Annotated in this window: 20 protein-coding genes; 9 read left to right on the forward strand and 11 right to left on the reverse strand. The window is 62.2% G+C overall.

The features are described from left to right. Positions 1-137 precede the first annotated feature (137 nt). From NKJ01_RS20535 to NKJ01_RS20555, 5 genes are all read right to left on the reverse strand, one after another. Positions 138-1,418 (reverse strand): O-acetylhomoserine aminocarboxypropyltransferase, encoded by a 1,281-nt coding sequence (locus tag NKJ01_RS20535; protein WP_352730507.1) that lies wholly within the window; start codon positions 1,416-1,418, stop codon positions 138-140. A gap of 159 nt (positions 1,419-1,577) precedes the next feature. After that, positions 1,578-2,099 (reverse strand): CoA-binding protein, encoded by a 522-nt coding sequence (locus NKJ01_RS20540; RefSeq protein WP_352730509.1) that lies wholly within the window; start codon positions 2,097-2,099, stop codon positions 1,578-1,580. Next, positions 2,096-2,878 (reverse strand): AAA family ATPase, encoded by a 783-nt coding sequence (locus tag NKJ01_RS20545; protein ID WP_352730511.1) that lies wholly within the window; start codon positions 2,876-2,878, stop codon positions 2,096-2,098. Before NKJ01_RS20545 ends, NKJ01_RS20540 begins: the two co-directional genes overlap by 4 nt. After that, complete coding sequence (locus tag NKJ01_RS20550) at positions 2,878-3,300, reverse strand: VOC family protein (protein ID WP_352730513.1); 423 nt, start codon at positions 3,298-3,300, stop codon at positions 2,878-2,880. The genes NKJ01_RS20545 and NKJ01_RS20550 overlap by 1 nt, the downstream gene beginning before the upstream one ends. 10 nt (positions 3,301-3,310) lie before the next feature. After that, the gene (locus NKJ01_RS20555; protein WP_352730515.1) at positions 3,311-4,132 is read right to left on the reverse strand and encodes an enoyl-CoA hydratase; all 822 of its coding nucleotides are present in this window, start codon (positions 4,130-4,132) and stop codon (positions 3,311-3,313) included. 154 nt (positions 4,133-4,286) lie between these two features. Here NKJ01_RS20555 and NKJ01_RS20560 point away from each other — a divergent pair, with 154 nt between their 5' ends. The 4 genes from NKJ01_RS20560 (at position 4,287) to rpsI (ending at position 7,013) form a co-directional block, all read left to right on the forward strand. Continuing rightward, entirely contained in the window at positions 4,287-4,739 is a 453-nt protein-coding gene (locus NKJ01_RS20560; protein WP_023759851.1) for a PaaI family thioesterase, read from the forward strand. Positions 4,740-4,885: 146 nt separating this feature from the next. Continuing rightward, the gene (locus tag NKJ01_RS20565; RefSeq protein WP_023759852.1) at positions 4,886-5,719 is read left to right on the forward strand and encodes a class I SAM-dependent methyltransferase; all 834 of its coding nucleotides are present in this window, start codon (positions 4,886-4,888) and stop codon (positions 5,717-5,719) included. Between the two features lie 345 nt (positions 5,720-6,064). After that, the gene (gene rplM, locus NKJ01_RS20570) at positions 6,065-6,529 is read left to right on the forward strand and encodes a 50S ribosomal protein L13 (protein ID WP_023759853.1); all 465 of its coding nucleotides are present in this window, start codon (positions 6,065-6,067) and stop codon (positions 6,527-6,529) included. Position 6,530: 1 nt separating this feature from the next. Then, positions 6,531-7,013 carry a 30S ribosomal protein S9 gene (rpsI, locus tag NKJ01_RS20575; RefSeq protein WP_023759854.1) on the forward strand — a complete coding sequence of 161 codons (483 nt, stop codon included), beginning with the start codon at positions 6,531-6,533 and terminating at the stop codon, positions 7,011-7,013. Positions 7,014-7,112: 99 nt separating this feature from the next. Here the strand turns inward: rpsI and NKJ01_RS20580 are convergent, their stop codons facing one another. After that, positions 7,113-8,012: a LysR family transcriptional regulator gene (locus tag NKJ01_RS20580; protein WP_352730518.1), complete on the reverse strand. Its 900-nt coding sequence runs from the start codon at positions 8,010-8,012 to the stop codon at positions 7,113-7,115. 91 nt (positions 8,013-8,103) lie between these two features. On the opposite strand from NKJ01_RS20580, the gene NKJ01_RS20585 reads away from it, so the two are divergent. Next, the gene (locus NKJ01_RS20585; protein WP_352730520.1) at positions 8,104-8,976 is read left to right on the forward strand and encodes an aldo/keto reductase family oxidoreductase; all 873 of its coding nucleotides are present in this window, start codon (positions 8,104-8,106) and stop codon (positions 8,974-8,976) included. 225 nt (positions 8,977-9,201) lie between these two features. On the opposite strand, the gene NKJ01_RS20590 is transcribed toward NKJ01_RS20585, so the two are convergent. The 3 genes from NKJ01_RS20590 to NKJ01_RS20600 form a co-directional block, all read right to left on the reverse strand. Next, positions 9,202-10,260, reverse strand: coding sequence for a glycerophosphodiester phosphodiesterase family protein (locus NKJ01_RS20590; RefSeq protein WP_023759857.1), 1,059 nt, complete (start codon positions 10,258-10,260; stop codon positions 9,202-9,204). Positions 10,261-10,613: 353 nt separating this feature from the next. Continuing rightward, the gene (locus NKJ01_RS20595) at positions 10,614-11,252 is read right to left on the reverse strand and encodes an FMN-binding negative transcriptional regulator (protein ID WP_352730522.1); all 639 of its coding nucleotides are present in this window, start codon (positions 11,250-11,252) and stop codon (positions 10,614-10,616) included. Positions 11,253-11,300: 48 nt separating this feature from the next. Further along, entirely contained in the window at positions 11,301-11,945 is a 645-nt protein-coding gene (locus NKJ01_RS20600; RefSeq protein WP_352730524.1) for a helix-turn-helix domain-containing protein, read from the reverse strand. 312 nt (positions 11,946-12,257) lie between these two features. On the opposite strand from NKJ01_RS20600, the gene speB reads away from it, so the two are divergent. From speB to NKJ01_RS20615, 3 genes are read left to right on the forward strand one after another with little or no spacing between them, the layout of a single operon-like run. Next, entirely contained in the window at positions 12,258-13,268 is a 1,011-nt protein-coding gene (speB, locus tag NKJ01_RS20605) for an agmatinase (RefSeq protein ID WP_023759860.1), read from the forward strand. Between the two features lie 30 nt (positions 13,269-13,298). Next, positions 13,299-14,225 carry an N-acetyl-gamma-glutamyl-phosphate reductase gene (gene argC, locus NKJ01_RS20610; protein ID WP_352730525.1) on the forward strand — a complete coding sequence of 309 codons (927 nt, stop codon included), beginning with the start codon at positions 13,299-13,301 and terminating at the stop codon, positions 14,223-14,225. Next, on the forward strand, positions 14,222-15,064 hold the full coding sequence (locus NKJ01_RS20615) for an aminoglycoside phosphotransferase family protein (protein WP_352730635.1): 843 nt from the start codon (positions 14,222-14,224) through the stop codon (positions 15,062-15,064). The genes argC and NKJ01_RS20615 overlap by 4 nt, the downstream gene beginning before the upstream one ends. A 115-nt stretch (positions 15,065-15,179) precedes the next feature. Here NKJ01_RS20615 and NKJ01_RS20620 read toward each other — a convergent pair whose 3' ends face one another. Continuing rightward, positions 15,180-16,271 (reverse strand): COX15/CtaA family protein, encoded by a 1,092-nt coding sequence (locus NKJ01_RS20620; protein ID WP_352730526.1) that lies wholly within the window; start codon positions 16,269-16,271, stop codon positions 15,180-15,182. Positions 16,272-16,466: 195 nt separating this feature from the next. Between NKJ01_RS20620 and NKJ01_RS20625 the strand changes: the two genes are divergently transcribed. Then, positions 16,467-16,682, forward strand: a complete 216-nt coding sequence (locus NKJ01_RS20625; protein WP_023759866.1) for a DUF2842 domain-containing protein — start codon at positions 16,467-16,469, stop codon at positions 16,680-16,682. A gap of 21 nt (positions 16,683-16,703) precedes the next feature. Here the strand turns inward: NKJ01_RS20625 and NKJ01_RS20630 are convergent, their stop codons facing one another. Next, positions 16,704-17,762: a polysaccharide deacetylase family protein gene (locus tag NKJ01_RS20630; RefSeq protein ID WP_352730528.1), complete on the reverse strand. Its 1,059-nt coding sequence runs from the start codon at positions 17,760-17,762 to the stop codon at positions 16,704-16,706. Positions 17,763-17,795: the final 33 nt, after the last annotated feature.

Here is a 17,795-nt window from a genome sequence, read left to right on the forward strand (position 1 = left end):
CTCGCCGCTGCCGTCCTATTTGTACTTGAAAGGCCCCTAAATCTCTGCCCTCCCCAAAAGCGCCGGGCCATGCGCCGGCCTCACCCCCACCCCGGCGCTGCGCGCCGACCCTCCCCACAAGGGGGAGGGTAAAAAGATCAGACCTTGGCAAGCGCCTGTTCGAGGTCGGCGACGATGTCGTTGACGTCCTCGATGCCTATGGAAAGCCGCACCGTGTCCGGTCCTGCGCCGGCCTTGACCTTCTGCTCATCGGAAAGCTGGCGGTGCGTGGTCGAAGCCGGATGGATGACCAGCGACTTGGTGTCGCCGACATTGGCGAGATGCGAGAACAGTTCGAGCGCCTCGACGAATTTGACGCCGGCGTCGTAGCCGCCCTTCAGCGCGAAGGTGAACACGGCGCCGGCGCCCTGCGGCGAGTATTTCTTCTGCAGCGCGTTGTTCTTGTCGCTGGGCAGGCCGGGGTAGTTCACAGACGCGACCTTGGAGTGGTTGGATAGCCAGGCGGCGACCGTCACGGCGTTGTCGCAGTGGCGCTGCATGCGCAGCGGCAAAGTTTCCAGGCCGGTCAGGATTAGGAAGGCGTTGAACGGCGAGATCGCCGGGCCGAGATCGCGCAGGCCGAGCACACGCGCGGCAATGGCGAACGCGAAATTGCCGAAGGTTTCGTGCAGGACGAGGCCGCCATATTCAGGGCGCGGTTCCGACAGCATCGGGTATTTGCCGGACTTCGACCAGTCGAAGGTGCCGCCATCGACGATGGCGCCGCCGATCGAATTGCCGTGGCCGCCGATGAATTTGGTCAGCGAATGCACGACGATGTCGGCGCCATGCTCGATCGGCCGGATCAGGTAGGGCGAGGCCAGCGTGTTGTCGACGATGAGCGGCAGACCATGCTTGCGCGCAATGTCGCCGATCTTCTCGATATCGACGAAGGTGCCGCCCGGATTGGCGAGGCTCTCGATGAAGATCGCCTTGGTCCTGTCGTCGATCTGGCTTTCGAAGGTCGAGATGTCGTTGGTGTCGGCCCAGCGCACCTCCCAGCCATAATTCTTGAAGGCATGGCCGAACTGGTTGATCGAACCGCCATAAAGCTTGTTGGCGGCAACGAAATTGTCGCCCGGCTGCATCAGATTGTGGAACACGATCACCTGCGCGGCGTGGCCGGAGGCGACCGCAAGAGCCGCCGTGCCGCCTTCGAGTGCCGCCATGCGCTCTTCCAGCACCGCCTGCGTCGGATTCATGATGCGGGTGTAGATGTTGCCGAAAGCCTTCAGTCCGAACAGTGAGGCGGCATGGTCGGCGTCGTCGAAGACGAAGGAGGTCGTCTGGTAGATCGGCGTGGCACGAGCGCCGGTCGCCGGGTCGGGCTTGGCCCCGGCGTGGACGGCGAGCGTATTGAAACCTGGCGTGCGGGTCACTGAAAACCTCCCTGAAAAACCTTCTGAAATTCGCCGGGCATTCTTGGCGAAGCCCGGCCTCGAATGCAAAGAAGAAAATACCCTTCCGTGCGGGACCTTCTATCAAGTGGCTGGAAAATATGGCGTTTGCCGGAATAATTTTGCGCTGTTGCCCCTCGCCTACTTCTGGCGCACGCCGAAACTCTGGAATCCCGACCGCATCAGCGGCTTCTTCGACGACAGCACGCCGGAGTTGACGCCGGTCCAGCCGATCTCGCCGGACAGTTTGCCGTATTCGATCTTGGGGCAGCGGTTCATCACCACCTTGATGCCGGCGGCCTCGGCGCGGGCGGCTGCCTCGTCGTGGCGCACGCCAAGCTGCATCCAGATCACTTTCGGCAGAGGATCGAGCCGCAACACCTCGTCAACAATGTCGGGCACTGCCGCCGGCGCGCGAAAAATGTCGACCATGTCGATCGGCTCCGGAATGTCGGCCAGCCTGGCATAGGTCATCCGGCCGAGAATTTCCTTGCCGGCCTGGCCGGGATTGATCGGAAACACCGAAAACCCCTTGGCCAGCAGATATTTCAGCACGAAATAGCTAGGCCGCACATCATTGGCGGATGCGCCGACCATGGCGACGGTCTTCACCGAATTGAGGATGCCGGCGATGTAGGTGTTGTCGTAGCTATCGTGGTTCATGGCTCGTCCTCATACAATGCCTCGTCGAGAAAGCCATCCGGGTCATTGCTGAAATCACGCAGCATGCGGAAGTGGTCGGTATCACGAAAGTCGGCGGGTTCCAGCCCGAAGCGGCTGATGCGGAACAGCTGCGCGCCGGGACAAGCCATCAGCAATGGCGAATGCGTCGCCATGATCACCTGCGCGGTGCCCGACTGGTCCATGCGCCGCAGCATCTTGAGCAGTTCGATCTGGCGCGATGGCGAAAGCGCGCTCTCGGGCTCGTCGAGAATATAGATACCTTGCCTGCGGCAGCGCTCCTCGAAGAAGCGGATGAACCCCTCGCCATGCGACCAGGACAGGAAGTCCGGCGGCGGTGGCTTGAACGGATCGTCCAGCGCCGCCTGGTCGAGATAACGAGCCACGGAGTAGAAGGATTCGGCACGAAAGAACCAGCCGGCGGTGACCTTCGGCAGCCAGTGGCCGCGGAATGTGTTTGCCAATGCTGAGCCACTCTTGTCGATGGCGCTGGAATGGTCGACTGGCCGGTAGCCCTTGCCGCCGCCGGCTTCGTCATAGCCGGCCAATGCGCCGATCGCCTCGAGCAGCGTCGATTTGCCGGTGCCGTTCTCGCCGACGATAATGGTGATCGGCGTGGTGAATTCGAGTTCGAAGTCCTGGCCGTGAAACAGCGGCAGGTTCCAGGGATATTTTTCCCAATCCTCGACCCGCGCGGGGTCGAGCAGGATGCGCTTGAGATAGGGTGCTTTGAGCTGCGTCAGCTGCTTGCGGTGGGCCATCAATCGGGCAGCGAGATCGTGCCGTCTTTCGCGATCGGAAAGGCCGGATTGTGCGCCACTTCCCAGACATGCCCGTCGGCGTCGGCGAAATAGCCGTACCAGCCGCCCCAGAAGGCGCGCCCGGCCGGCTTGACGATGCGGCCGCCGGCTTTCTCGGCCCTGGCGAGGACTTCGTCGACCTCCGCGTCGGAACGGGTGTTGTAGGCGAGATAGACAGCGGACGGTGCGTCGGAAAAGGCAATACCCGAATCCTCCTCGGCGCTGGCGCGCGGGAACAGGCCGAGAATAACGCCGCCCATCTGGAAAAAGGCGACACCCTCGGTGATCCCGGTATGACGGGTCAGGCCCATCGCTTCGTAGAAGCGAACGGCGCGGTCGAGATCGTCTGTGGCGATGGTGACAATGGAGATGCGCGGTTCCATGGTGCTGCCCCTATTCGTCCGTCCATTCCGGTTTGCGCTTGCCGATGAAGGCGCCGATGCCTTCCTCGGCGTCACGCGCCAGCATGTTCTCGACCATGACGCGGCCGGTAAGGGCATAGGCATCCGCCAGTCCCATTTCGGCCTGCGCGTAAAAGGCTTCCTTGCCGGTCTTGACCACCAAAGATGATTTGGCAGCAATGGTTTGCGCGTATTTGGTGACAATCTGATTCAGATACTCACGCGGCACGACGCGGTTGACCAGGCCGAATTCCTTGGCGGTTGCGGCATCGATCGTTTCGCCAGTCAGCAGCATCTCCATCGCATGCTTGCGCGAGACGTTGCGCGACAGCGCCACCATCGGCGTCGAGCAGAACAGGCCGATGTTGACGCCTGGCGTGCAGAAGGTCGCCTCATGCGAGGCAATCGCCAGATCGCAACTGGCGACCAGTTGCAGCCCGGCGGCGGTGGCGAGGCCGTCAACTTCGGCAATCACGGGCAGCGGATGACGCACGATCGCCTGCATCAGCGCGGCACAAGCCGCAAACGTCTCTTCGAAGAAGGCCTTGCCATGATCGGCATCGGCGCGCCGCGCGGTCATTTCCTTGAGATCATGGCCGGCGCAGAACACCTTGCCGGACGCCGACAAAACGATGACGCGAACGGCCTTGTCGGCCCTGGCGCGCTCGAGTTCCGCCGTCAGCGCCGCCATCACCGCCAGTGACAGGGCGTTGGCCGGTGGATTGGCGAGCGTCAGGCGCAGCACGCCCTTGTCCAGCCTTGCGGCAACCGGACCGTCAACGGCAACAGGCTTGATGGCAAGGATTTCGGCCATGGATATAGTCTCCGCGATTCCGCTCGGGGCTGGCAGAGTATCTAATACCGGATCGGGTTTCGTCCAACACCGATCGCTTGCGCCAACGGACGAAGGTGTTGCTAGAAACGCCGTGCTGCGCTCATACAGGCCTGGCCCGAAACGAGAGGCCGATATGCCCGCCCAGACCAACCTCAAGCCGGTGCTGACCGCGGCACAGGTCAATGTGCTGATGGAAACTGTCTATCCGCAGCTCAACGAGCAGTTCAGATATTACGAGGCGATCGAGGTGTTTCCGGGCGGTTGCACCGTGCGGCTCAATGCAGGCGAGCGGCATCTGCGTCCCGGCGGCACGGTATCCGGCCCCTCGCTGTTCACGCTGGCCGACATTGGTGGGTATGTCTGCGTGCTGTCGCATGCCGGACCGGATGCGCTCTCGGTGACCACCAATCTCAACATCAATTTCGTCCGCAAGGCCGAGGCCGGACCGATCGATGGTCACTGCCGCATCCTGAAGCTCGGAAAGAGCCTGATGGTGTTCGACATCGACATGGTTGCCGGCCCGGAAGCCCACACGGTGGCTCACGCCACCGGTACCTATTCGATCCCGCCGAAGCGTAACACATAGTGCCGGACAAGGCGCAGCAGGATGACATGATGGTCCTTGGTTTGGGCAAGAGCAGTCGGACCGGGGCAACAAGAAAGCTTTCCGCCGGACAAGCAACCGACTAATCTTGGCCAGCATCCACGGTCGGAACCAGAGAGACTGAGCCCTTGGCAACGAACTCCACCTCTACGGGACACGAAGCCAGCGATGCGGGGTGGCTTGACTTGCACTTCGAGTCGTCGCGTCCTGAATATGAACAGGCGCTGCGTGCGATAGGCATTCAGCCGGGTTGGGCGGTTCTGGACGCTGGCTGCGGCAGCGGCAGCTTCTTGCCTGTCCTGCGTGACTTGGTAGGGCCGAGCGGAACGATCGATGTGATCGACATGGCACCCGAGAACATCGCGCGGGTGAAGGGCTGGATACCGGACCTTGGGCAGGAGCCGACAATCCACGCCCAAACTGGCAACGTTCTGGAATTGCCCTTTATCGACGCTTCCTTCGACTGCGTCTGGTCGGCCAACGTCATGCAATACCTGACCCCGGCCGAGTTCGCCCAAGCGGTCCGGGAAGCTTGCCGTGTCCTGAAGCCCGGCGGGATGCTTGCCATCAAGGACTTCGACTCGACTCTGTTGCATATCCTGCCGATCGACCGGGGCGTTCTCTCGCGTTTCATGGCGATCCGCCTGCAGGCATTCCGCGACAAGGGGGTATTGGGAACGGATTGCGGATCGACGCTGCCCGCTCGCCTTCGAGCCGTCGGCATCACACCTTTGTGGCGTAAGGGTTGGCTCGTGGAGCGCTGGGCGCCCGTTTCGTCTTTCACGCGCGCTTATGTCGCCGATCTCCTGGCTTACTTCGCATCCGTTTCAACCACTTACGACCTCAGCCAGGCCGACCGGAGCTATTGGCAGCGCCTGGGCCAAAATCCGGGCGAGCTGCTCGACCAGCCCGACTTCTGTTACCGAGAACTTTTTGTCCTTACGGTCTGTCGTACGACGTAGAGGCGTCACATTGGACCGGGATAGGCGACGCGCTACCGAGTCGATCCCAATTCACCGCCGCCTTGGCAGAAGGCAGCCACCTTGTCTCGGTTCCGTTCCTGTCGAACCATTTCGATGTGGTAAAATAATACCTTTTTGCTAAGCGATTGTTTTTGCTGCTTTTTTTCGTACAAACCTGCTTTTCCTATGCCTTGACGCCACAACCACCCTCGCCTATAAGCCCCTCACGAAGCAGCGGCCCGCAAAGGCCGCCGTTTTGTTATTGGCGGCGGGCAAGCGCTTTTCGCCAATCTAAGCAACAAGAAACGCCTTCCCTCGTGAAGGTCAGAACCGAGAGCAGAAAACATGACAACCTTTTCGCAGAAGCCTGCGGATGTGGTGAAGAAGTGGATCCTGATCGACGCCGAAGGTCTCGTCGTCGGTCGTCTCGCCACTGTCATCGCCAATCATCTTCGCGGCAAGCACAAGCCGACCTTCACCCCGCATGTCGACGACGGCGACAATGTCATCGTCATCAATGCCGACAAGGTGGTGTTCACCGGCAAGAAGTTCACCGACAAGGTCTATTACTGGCACACCGGCCACCCCGGCGGCATCAAGGAGCGCACCGCGCGCCAGCTGCTCGAGGGCCGTTTCCCCGAGCGTGTCGTCGAGAAGGCCGTTGAGCGCATGGTGCCGCGTGGCCCGCTCGGCCGTCGCCAGATGAAGAACCTGCGCGTCTATGCAGGCGCCGAGCATCCGCATGTCGCCCAGCAGCCCCAGGTTCTCGACGTGGCCAAGCTGAATTCCAAGAACAAGAAGGTCGCATAAGATGGCTGAGCTTTCCTCGCTCGCAGAACTGGGCGCCGCCACCGGCAACACCAATACGCAAGCCGCGGCCCCCGTCCACGTCCAGAAGCTCGACAAGTCGGGCCGCGCCTATGCCACCGGCAAGCGCAAGAACGCCATTGCGCGTGTCTGGGTGAAGCCCGGCTCAGGCAAGATCATCGTCAACGACAAGGAATTCGCGACCTATTTCGCGCGTCCGGTCCTGCAGATGATCCTCAACCAGCCGATCATCGCCTCCAACCGTTCGGGCCAGTACGACATCGTCGCCACCGTCGTCGGCGGCGGCCTCTCCGGCCAGGCCGGCGCTGTGCGCCACGGCATCTCCAAGGCGCTGACCTACTACGAGCCGACGCTGCGCGCCGTGCTCAAAAAGGGCGGCTTCCTGACCCGCGACAGCCGCGTCGTCGAGCGCAAGAAGTACGGCAAGGCGAAGGCCCGTCGCAGCTTCCAGTTCTCGAAGCGTTAAGCGCACCGCCGCTTCAGACAATCGAAAGGCCGCCTCCGGGCGGCCTTTTTGTTTGCGGCTCGCCAATCACCCCATCCATGCCTTTGGCGTCACGACAGCTCAGGACTTGCCGGCCCTGATGAAATCGATGAACGCCCGCAACGGAGCCGGCACCAGGCGCCGGCCGGGGTAGTAGAGAAACGGTCCGGGAAAACTCGGCCACCACGGTTCGAGCACGGGCTCAAGCGCACCGCTGTCGAAGTAGGGGCGAAGCCAGCCCTCGAAGAGGCCGATAATGCCGGTGCCGGCGATGGCCGCGTCGACGGCAAGATCGGTCGCCCCACCGATCCGCACGATCAATGGCCCCGTCGGGTCGACCCGCACCACCTCGCCGTCGCGCTCGAATTCCCATGGCAGCATCGCACCGCTGGCAAAGCGGCCGCGCACGCAGGAATGTCCAAGCAGGTCGCTCGGGTGTTCCGGCCGTCCATGGCGATCCAGATAGGCAGGGCTGGCGGCGGTGGCGAAATGTTGCACACGCGGTCCGATCGGCACCGCGATCATGTCCTGCTCCAGGCGCTCGTCGTAGCGGATGCCGGCGTCGCAGCCGGCCGCCAGCACGTCGACAAAGTTCTCGTCGGCGATTACCTCCAGCCGGATACCAGGATAAGCGGCGAGGAAACCCGGGACGATGTCGGGCAATATCAGCCGCGCCGCACTCACCGGCACGTTGAGCCGCAACGAGCCCGCCGGCCGGTCGCGAAAGCCATTCACCACGTCCAGCGCCGCCTCCACCTCCGACAGCGCCGGGCCGAGCCGTTCCAGCAGGCTGAGGCCGGCCTCGGTCGGGACAACGCTGCGCGTCGTTCGGTTGAACAGCCTGACCCCGAGCTGTGTCTCGAGGCGACGCACTGCCTCGCTCAAGCCCGACGCGCTGCCGCCGCTGGCACGCGCGCCATCGCGGAAGCCGCCGGCGCGCGCCACCGCCACGAAAGCGTTCAGATCACTGAGGTCCATCATTGTTCGCAATTCCGCACAGCCTGTGTGAATTGTACCCGATTATCACCGCATCGAGCAGCGCTTATCTCTGCCTCTTCAAAGGAGATCAATCATGTCCGATATTCAACAGGCCGGCACCTTTACCCTCGGCAGCCACACCGTAAAGCGGCTCGGCTATGGCGCCATGCAGCTCGCCGGGCCCGGCGTGTTCGGGCCGCCCAAGGATCACGACGCGGCATTGGCCGTGCTGCGCGAGGCCGTGGCGCAAGGGGTCGATCATATCGACACCAGCGACTTTTACGGTCCACACGTCACCAACCTTCTGATCCGCGAGGCGCTAGCACCCTACCCTGATGATTTGGTCATCGTCACCAAGATCGGCGCCCGCCGCGGCACGGATGGATCGTGGTTGCCGGCCTTTTCTCCCGAAGCGCTGACCCAGGCGGTGCACGACAATCTGCACAATCTTGGCCTCGATGTGCTCGATGTGGTCAATTTGCGCATCATGTTCGACCCGCACGGTCCCGCCGAAGGATCGATCGAAGCGCCGCTCACCGTGCTGGCCGAGCTTCAACGAAAGGGCTTGGTCAGGCATATCGGACTAAGCAACGTGACGGCTGCGCAGATCGCCCAAGGACGTGGGATCGCCGAGATCGTCTGTGTGCAGAACCAGTACAATCTGGCACATCGCGGCGACGACGCCCTGATCGACGACCTTGCCAGCGACGGCATCGCCTATGTGCCGTTCTTCCCGCTTGGTGGCTTCAATCCGTTGCAATCCTCGACGCTGTCCGATGTGGCGAAGCGCGTCGGCGCCACGCCCATGCAGGTCGCGCTCGCATGGCTGCTGCGTCGCGCCCCCAATATCCTGCTGATCCCCGGCACATCTTCAGTCGGGCATCTCAGGGAGAACCTAGCGGCTGGCGAACTGGTGCTTTCGGACAACGTGCTGAGCGAATTGGATGGCATAGCGATGGCTGCTTGAGGGTGGGACCCACTGGGGAGCAAGGCCTTCCAGTTAGGGCTCGGCAGTCACCCACCCGGCGCTTCGCGCCGACCTCCCCATCAAGGGGAGGTAGGGTGGCGCGCTCCAGCACTTGCCAGGCCTTGCGAGACACTCGATGGGTGGGAATCTGCCGTGACCTTCTACCTCCCTCGATGGGGAGGTCGGCGCGGAGCGCCGGGTGGGGTGCGGCGCCAGCGTTCCTAACTAATTGATACTCGCCGTGTTCGCCGGCTCAACCGGCCGCGCCTCGATGGCATAAGGCACGCGAAAACCGTTCGCCGCCAGCCAGCCGATGGCTGCCTTCGGCTCATCGGTCTGGATGATAGTGGCGCCGCGATCGGCCCAGAAGCCCCAGGCTTCGCGCGGCAGGCTGGCCTGGACTGCCAGTTCATCGCCGCGGCCGCCGGCAAGGAAGCCGCCCGGCTTGTTGACGATGGCGTAGGTGTCGGCCCAGATGTGCCAGTTGCCACGTACGGCAGCCGCGCGCATTCGCGTGCTGAATAGCGGCCCGCCGGTCTCGGTCAGCGTCTCAGCGCCCGCCCGCCAGTTGATCAGTTCGATCGCGCGCGGCGACAAGGCACGGTCGACCGTTTCGGCGAAACCGGCATTATGCACCGCGTCGTCGGCGATGATCGGCATGAACTGAAAGCCGCCGTTGATGGCGCTCATGGCGGCCTTGACCGTGGAAATCCTGTTCTGGTTCCACAGGTTCTCCTTGACGATGACCTGCTCGGCCATGCCGAGATCGCGAGCGACAGCGATCATGCCCGAGAGATCGCCGACGTCGAGCTTGTTATCGAGATTGATGAGAATCCTGTCTCGCGTTGCCGTCAGCATCTCGCGCAGCGTCGAGACCGTCTCATCGGTAACGATGCGGGTACCTTCGATCACCAGCCTACAGGTCCTGAGTTCCGCCAGCGTGTATTTGACCACCTCGCCCTTGCAGGTCGTGGTGCGATCAAGCCAGCTGTCATGCATGACGACGAACTCACCATCCTTCGAACGCCGGATGTCGACCTCGACGATCTCAGCGCCCATGGCGATCGAGCCTTCGACCGCGGCAATCGAGTTTTCCGCATAAAGCGTCTTGCCGGCCTGCATGCTGCCGGCGCGATGCGCGGCCACCATCACGTGGTCGCGCCACTGGTTGGCATGGTCGAAGCGGTCGAGAATCTGGCTGGCGCGGGTCTCACCGGCCAACGACTGGCCAGAGAAGACCGCAAGTGCCGAGGAAAAGAATAGGCTGAGCCAGATGGTCCGCATCGAGAATCGCTCCTTGCCGGGACGAAATCGAGATAAGCGATGCCCGTGACAGGGAGGTGAACGCAGCCGGCTAGGATGCGTGGACACTTGTCTGAATCCAGAGGACGGTTGCCGCGATGTGACGGCAAGATAGTTTCTCGAATTGTGTGGCGAGGGCGTAGGAACTGCTTGAGCCTGGGAAAAGCGACATTCGATCAGGTGACGTTGGGCTTAGCGGCGCTTGTCGATCGGGTATTTGCGGCGCAACAGATCGGCATCTTAGCCCGCGTCGGCCATGACGACGAATGCAGGTCGCGTTCCCCGCGAGCCGAAGCATTTGTCTCTCAGGGCCACCTGTCGGGACAAGACTGATGCTATTGGGATTTGGCCGCCGCAGCCGCGAGCATCGCTTCTCCCATCCCATTGACGCCTTGGGCATTCAGCATTTCACCAGCGTTCTGAATATCGCGCACCTCTTTGTTCTGGCTGAGTTTTGATTTCCCAACCAGGCCGGTGATCTCGATCTCCAGGGCGACGATCGCCTTAACCATCGTGTCTATGAAGTCCCTCGGCGCGTCGCCCATCTTCCACGGGGCAGGCTGCGAGGCTTCTTGCATATGAGTGAGCTTCGCCACGTTACGGCGCACATATCGCTCATCATCCCGGACAGTGATGCGTCCGTGGGCGTGGACGACGAGATAGTTCCACGTCGGCACCTGGTTGTGGAGTTCGTGCTTGCTTGGATACCAGTTCGGCGAGATGTAAGCGTCGGCCGCACGGAAGATAACGAGGACTTCATCGCCATTGGCGACTTCCTGCCAGACTGGATTCTTGCGGGCAACATGGCAATTGAGGACACCCTTGTCTCCCTTCGAGCGGTCGAGCTCAAAGGGGACGTGGTTCGCGTCGAGGATGCCTTTGCTTTGGGTGACCAGGATACCGAGCGGGTGTCTCTCGATAAGGTCGAACAGAGCGTTCTGATCGGGGACGGCAAAATGGGGCGGAACGTACAACGCTAAATCTCCTGTCGTGAATGGCGGCTGTTAGTGATCGGCGAAATCTTACGGAACGGGCCCGGGCATCTTCGCTGCCGTCGACGAGCGCCCCGCACCTCGCCGTCCACCACGCTCAAGGACCGCCATCGAGAAGTGGGCGGGCACATCAGATGCCGCCGCGTATGAGTGCGGTTGGTCGGTGACAAGCCGCGCACTCTCGCCCCGGTTCAAAATTACTGCATGGGTGCCCACCACGACACTCAGGGACCCTTGAGTCACCGAGATCAGCTCGCGCGTATCCGGACTATGAGCGTCTGCGGAAAACACGTCGCCCGGCATAATCACCCAGCTCCACAATTCGAACATCGTGCTTCCCGAGGTCGATGAATGAAGTTGTGCAAAGCTTCCTTTGGCGCTTGTCCAAAGCGTCCTCGTCTCTGTCCGCTCAATAGGGAGGCGAACTGTGGAAGCATCGTCATTCAGCAAATCGGCCACGGAGAGCGAAAACGCCGCCGCCAGTCGGCAAAGTATGCCGATACTGGGGTTCGCCTTGCCTTGCTCCAGCGAGACGACGGTTCCCTTGGACAACCCGCTCAGTTTTGCCAGTCGATCCAGGGTCAGATTTTGGTCGCGCCTCAAGTCTCGGATTCGAACCGCTATCGCTTTGCCAAGCACCTGCTCGGAATCCATCGCTGTCGTAACATCGGTCATTATATTGACTTAGCGCCTCGGCTCACCTATTGCGGTCAATATAATGACCGACGTGAATTTGCAACTGCGCCGTAGCGAGGAAATTATCGATGCGCCAAGGCGCCAGTCACGATCTCGGCGAGGGCCCAGTCGGTCCTGGCGAGGACCTGTCGCGCCCCTGCAATGGAATCATGCTGAAATCAGGCCCGCAAGGCGACAAATCCTGTCTTGGAGTGGCACTCGCGCAGCACCATTCCGTCTCGCCAAGCTGTGACTGGTATCTTCCCTGCCGCTTCTGTAGTTGTTGCACCCCGATGAAAACGAGGATCCGCAATGGCGAACAACAACATCGACAACGCCTTCACCGCCCGTTCCAAAATGGGCGCCGCGTTCGAGCCGACCTATTCCGGCGCGCTGTCGTTCATGCGGCGTAAATACACCAAGGACGTGAAGGGCGCTGACGCGGTGGTGTGGGGCATTCCGTTCGACGCCGCCGTGACCAACCGGCCTGGCGCTCGTTTCGGGCCGCAGGCTATACGCCGCGCCTCGGCGATCCTCGACAACGACCCGCAATACCCGTTTTCACGTGATCTGTTCGAGCATCTGGCGGTCGTCGACTATGGCGATTGCCTGCTCGACTCAGGCAACCACCAGAAGACGCCCGGCACGATCGAGCGTGAGGCGGCGAAGATCCTCAAATCAGGCGCCTTCCTGCTGACGCTCGGCGGCGACCATTTCGTCACCTGGCCGTTGCTCAAGGCGCATGCCGCCATCCACGGTCCGCTCGCCCTGGTGCAGTTCGACGCGCATCAGGATACCTGGCCGGATGATGGCAAGCGCATCGACCATGGCTCCTTCGTCGGCCGCGCCGTCAAGGAGGGCATCATCGATCCAGATCGCTCGATCCAGATCGGGATCCGCACCCACGCGCCCGACACGTTCGGCATCAAGATCCTCCACGGCCATGAAATCGAGGAAATGCGGGCATCCGATATCGCCTACGCCATCGTCGACCGCACCGGCGGCAAGAAGACCTATCTCACCTTTGACATCGACTGCCTCGATCCGGCCTATGCGCCGGGAACAGGCACGCCGGTAGCCGGCGGACCGTCCTCGGCGAAGATCCTTTCGACGCTGCGTCAGCTCAACCAGATCGATATTGTAGGCGCCGATGTCGTAGAGGTTGCGCCGGCCTATGATCACGCCGATATAACGGCGATCGCCGGCTCGATGGTGGCCATGCAATATCTCGGCCTGCTGGCGGAGCGAAAGGCAAGGCTTGAAGAGCTGAGCAACAACGGCAGCCACCAGGGTGCCGCAGTGAATCAAGGACAGGACATATAGTCTTGAATTAACAGGGAATTTGATCAGTCCATGAAACCGAAAATCTTCATCGACGGCGAGCACGGCACCACCGGTCTGCAGATCCGGGCGCTGCTTGCCGAGCGCGACGACCTGGAAATCATCTCGGTTCCCGCCGAGCGTCGCAAGGAAACGGCTGCACGCGCCGAGTTCCTCAATGCCGCCGATGTCGCGATCCTGTGCCTGCCCGACGATGCGGCGAAGGAGAGCGTGTCGCTTATCGCCAACGACACTACCAAGGTCATCGATGCGTCGACCGCGCATCGCGTGGCGGAAGGCTGGGCGTATGGTTTCGCCGAGATGGACAAGACGCAGGCGAAGGCAATTGCCTCGGCAAAGCGCGTCGCCAACCCAGGCTGCTGGCCGCAAGGGCCGATCGCCACGCTGCGGCCGCTGGTCACCGCTGGTCTGCTGCCCGCCGATTTCCCGATCACCGTCAACGGCATTTCGGGCTACTCGGGCGGCGGACGGCCGATGATCGAGGACTATGTCGCCAAGGGTGAGGACGCCTCGGAATTCCTGCCTTATGGCCTCACCTTGCAGCACAAGCACGTGCCGGAACTCAGGGCCTACGCCAAGCTGTCTCATGATCCGATCATGCAGCCGGCGGTCGGCAATTTCGCGCAAGGTATGATCACCGTCGTGCCATTGCAGCTGGGCGGTCTCGACCATGTGCCGACGGGTGCGGAGCTGCATGCGGCGATTGCCGACCATTTCGCCGCGATCGAAGGCGGCGTGGTTGAGGTGGCGCCCTACGCGCATTCGGAGCGCATGCCGGAGATCGATCCGGAGATCTACAACGGCACCAACCGGATGAAGGTCTATGTCTTCGCCAACGACAAACGGGCGCAGGCGCTACTGCTGGCGGTCTATGACAATCTCGGCAAGGGTGCCTCGGGTGCCGCCGTCCAGAACATGGACCTGATGCTCGGCCTCTGATGGACGCGCCAGTCTTTCCGGCACGCTGGAAGGTCAGCGTGCCCGAACTGATTGCCGAGACCTTTTCGAGCCGCATCTGGAAAGTTTTCCGGCAAGACGGCTCGCCGGCAATCGTCAAGGCCCTGAAACCCTTCGACGATGTCGCCGACGAGCTGCGCGGCGAGCACTATCTCGCCTGGCGGGGCGGCGAAGGCGCTGTGCGCCTGCTTGGCCGCGACGGCCACTCGATGCTGCTCGAATATGCCGGTGAAATCTTGTTGGAGCAGGTGCTCGACGAAAAGGGCGACAACGCCGCCACTGGGATCGCGGCCGATGTGATGGCAAAATTGTTTTCGCCTGGGAAATATCCCTTCCCGCCCGAGCTTCAGCCACTCAGGGAGCGGTTCGCAAGCCTGTTCAAAAAGGCGAATGCCGACCGCAATGCCGGCGTCGACAGCCTCTATGTCGAAGCCGCCGTCATCGCAGATCGGTTGCTTGCCAATCCACATGACATCAGGCCACTGCATGGTGACCTGCACCACGAAAATATCCTGCACGGGCCGCGCGGCTGGCTGGCGATCGACCCGAAGGGCGTTCTCGGCGATCCCGGCTTCGACGCCGCGAACATGTTCTATAACCCGCTCGACCGCGATGAACTTTGCCTCGATCCGGAGCGGATCGCACATATGGCCGAGATCTTTGCCAGAACGCTGGGCCAGACCCCACCCGCCATTCTGGATCACGCCATCGCTTATGGTTGCCTGTCAGCGTCCTGGCATCATGAGGACGACAACGCGGTCGAGGAGAATCGCGAATTATCGATCGCCGAGGCGATCCGGGCGGTGCGGGCAAGCTTCTGATCGCCACGGCCAATCAATCCGCCCTGCGCCGGTGCGTTGCGTCAGGCGGAATTTGACGGCGAGAAGACGATCCGTTCAAACTAATTCTGGATGTGAGTGGCCGATTGGCTCGGGATCAGTTCCTGAGCGCGATTCCGTGCGGCAAGGGATAGGCGCCCTTGGTGCCACGCCAATGCGCTGATGCAAACCCCAGCACGATGAGCGCAAATCCCTGATGCGCCAGCGCCATATGCAGCGGCACATGCATCAGCAGCGTGCCGACGCCAATCGAGGCCTGGACCAGCACGGCCAAAAACAGCAGCGTCGCACGGCGAGCGTGTGTTGAGCCTGGCAGCCTCCGGCGCGTGGCGATCATGTGCCACAAGGCCACGACGAACACCGTGTAGGCGCCGAGCCGATGGACGAACTGCACCGTCTTCGGATTCTCGAAGAAGTTGCGCCATGCCGGTTCGAGCAGCAAGAGATCGCCCGGGATGATCCTGCCGTCCATCAGCGGCCAGGTGTTGTAGCTCAAGCCGGCGTCGAGCCCGGCGACAAGCCCGCCGAGATAGATCTGAACCAGCGCCAGAAGAACGATGAAACCGGCCAGCCTCTGCGTCGACCGGTCGGCGGCAGGCTCGGAATGCGGCGCAAGGCCCCGTGCCACAACCATGGTCGCTGTGAAGATCAGCGCCGCGAGCGTCAAGTGTGTGGCCAGACGGTATTGGCTGACGGAGACCCGGTCGACCAGGCCGGAGGCCACCATCCACCAGCCGATGGCGCCCTGCAGGCCGCCGAGGAGGAGAATGCCCAACAGTTTCGTCCCCAGGCCGCGCTCGATGCGGCGCGTCGCCCAGAAAAACAGCAGCGGCAAGGCAAAGACCAGGCCGACGCTGCGCGCCAGGATGCGGTGCGCCCATTCCCACCAGAAGATCGACTTGAACGCCTCGATGCTCATGCCCTTGTTGAGCTCGGCATATTGCGGGATCTGCCGATAGAGCTGGAATTCCTCTTGCCACTCGGCGTCATTGAGCGGCGGGATGATGCCATGGATCGGCTTCCACTGCGTAATCGCAAGGCCGGAATCGGTCAGCCTGGTAGCGCCGCCGACCAGCACCAGCGCAAACAGCACCAGCACCACCACATAGAGCCAGCCGCGCAGCAGGGCCCGATTGTGGAGGTCGCGGTCGCGGGCCACAAATGGCGCGGCAGCTGGTATGGCAGCCATGGTCTCGTCCCGGCAGGTTGGTTTGGCGGATTGGTGGACCATCGCACTCGTGCTGGCAAGGCCATGCAGCGCGGCACGCCGTCGCGCCGCGTCTCACCGGTTGCACAGCTTCGCGCCAGGGCCTATGCGAGGCCAACACTCTGAGTTTGCCGGTCCCTTGTCCGAGTTGCCGGCATCCTCGACAGGAGACCAACCATGCCCCTGCGCCTGAAAAAGCTGATTGGAATGTTTTTGCTGATCGCGCTCGTCATCATCTATGCGCTAGTCGCATCGATCTTCGCGGTCGCCCAGCTGTCGGAGTCGGGCCCGTGGGTGCATTTCCTGTTCTTCCTGCTCAGCGGCCTGCTCTGGGTGCTGCCGGCGATGGGCATCATCAAGTGGTTGATGCTGGAGCCACGGGCCAAGCGCTAAGCGGAACCCGGCCCGCCACCATCAAATCGTAACGAGCATCTTGCCGGCGTTAGCGAGCGGCGTCGTCACGCCCGACAGCATGGTGCGGATATGTGCGAGGCTCTGGTAGCGGCCGTTGACTGAAATGCGCGGCAAGGCATGCAGGAACCCGGCATGTTCGGCGCGCAGCACACCGTGGCGTGTTGTTACGGCGGATGCATAGCCCGAGTCGCGGGCAAAGCGGACTTCGCGACAGCCAACAGCACTTGCATAGCCATAGGGGTAGGCGAAATGGCCGGGCTTTTCGCCCAGTTCCGCCTGCAACATGGCGCGCACGGCGCCGGTCTCCTGCCGGGCGTCGGCTTCTGAAAGCCGCTTCAGATTGCTGTGGTTGATCGTATGAGCGCCGATCGTCACCAGCGGATGCGCGGCGATGCTGCGGATTTCGTCCCAGTTCATCAATGTCCGCAAGCGCGGGCCGTCGGCATCAACGCCATTTGAGCGAGCCAGGTCGCGCAGCACCGCTTGCAGATCCTCCTCACGGACTTCGGAGGTGAGATAGGCATGCAGGCGTGCATTGGCCTGCAGTTTCTTCGCAGGTGTCGAGCAATCGATCGTCAATGGACCGTTCGGTCGCGTCAGAGTGAGGCTGTCGCGCGCGTTGACGATGTCCTCGACCACATCCCACCACAGGTCGGCGGTGCCGTTGATCAGCCCGGGCGCGACATAGATGGTGATCGGCGCACCGTGCTTCTCCAGCAACGGCAGCGCCTCGGTCATGTTGTCGCGATAGGCGTCGTCGGCGGTAATGGTGGCGAACTGGCCACCCTTGCCGCCTGCCTTGATGCGCTCGACGGCTTCGTCCATGGCGACGAAGGCATAGCCGCTCGCCTTCATGTCGGCGATCATGGCATCGAGGAAGCCGGGCGCGATGTTCAAATGGCGGTTGACGCTGTGCGGCTTTTCCGGCGTCGCGGTGACGCGGTGCAGCATCAGTATGGCGCCAATGCCGCCGACGAACGGCTTGGCCAGCGGTGCAAGGCCGGTATAGCGGGCGACGTTCAGCGCCAGTTTCCGGATTGCCTCCCCGCCGTCGATCATTCATTCACCTTTTGCGTCTAGGCTGATCCAAGC

Source organism: Mesorhizobium sp. M0276, assembly GCF_040321755.1.
Classification (GTDB): Bacteria; Pseudomonadota; Alphaproteobacteria; order Rhizobiales; family Rhizobiaceae; genus Mesorhizobium.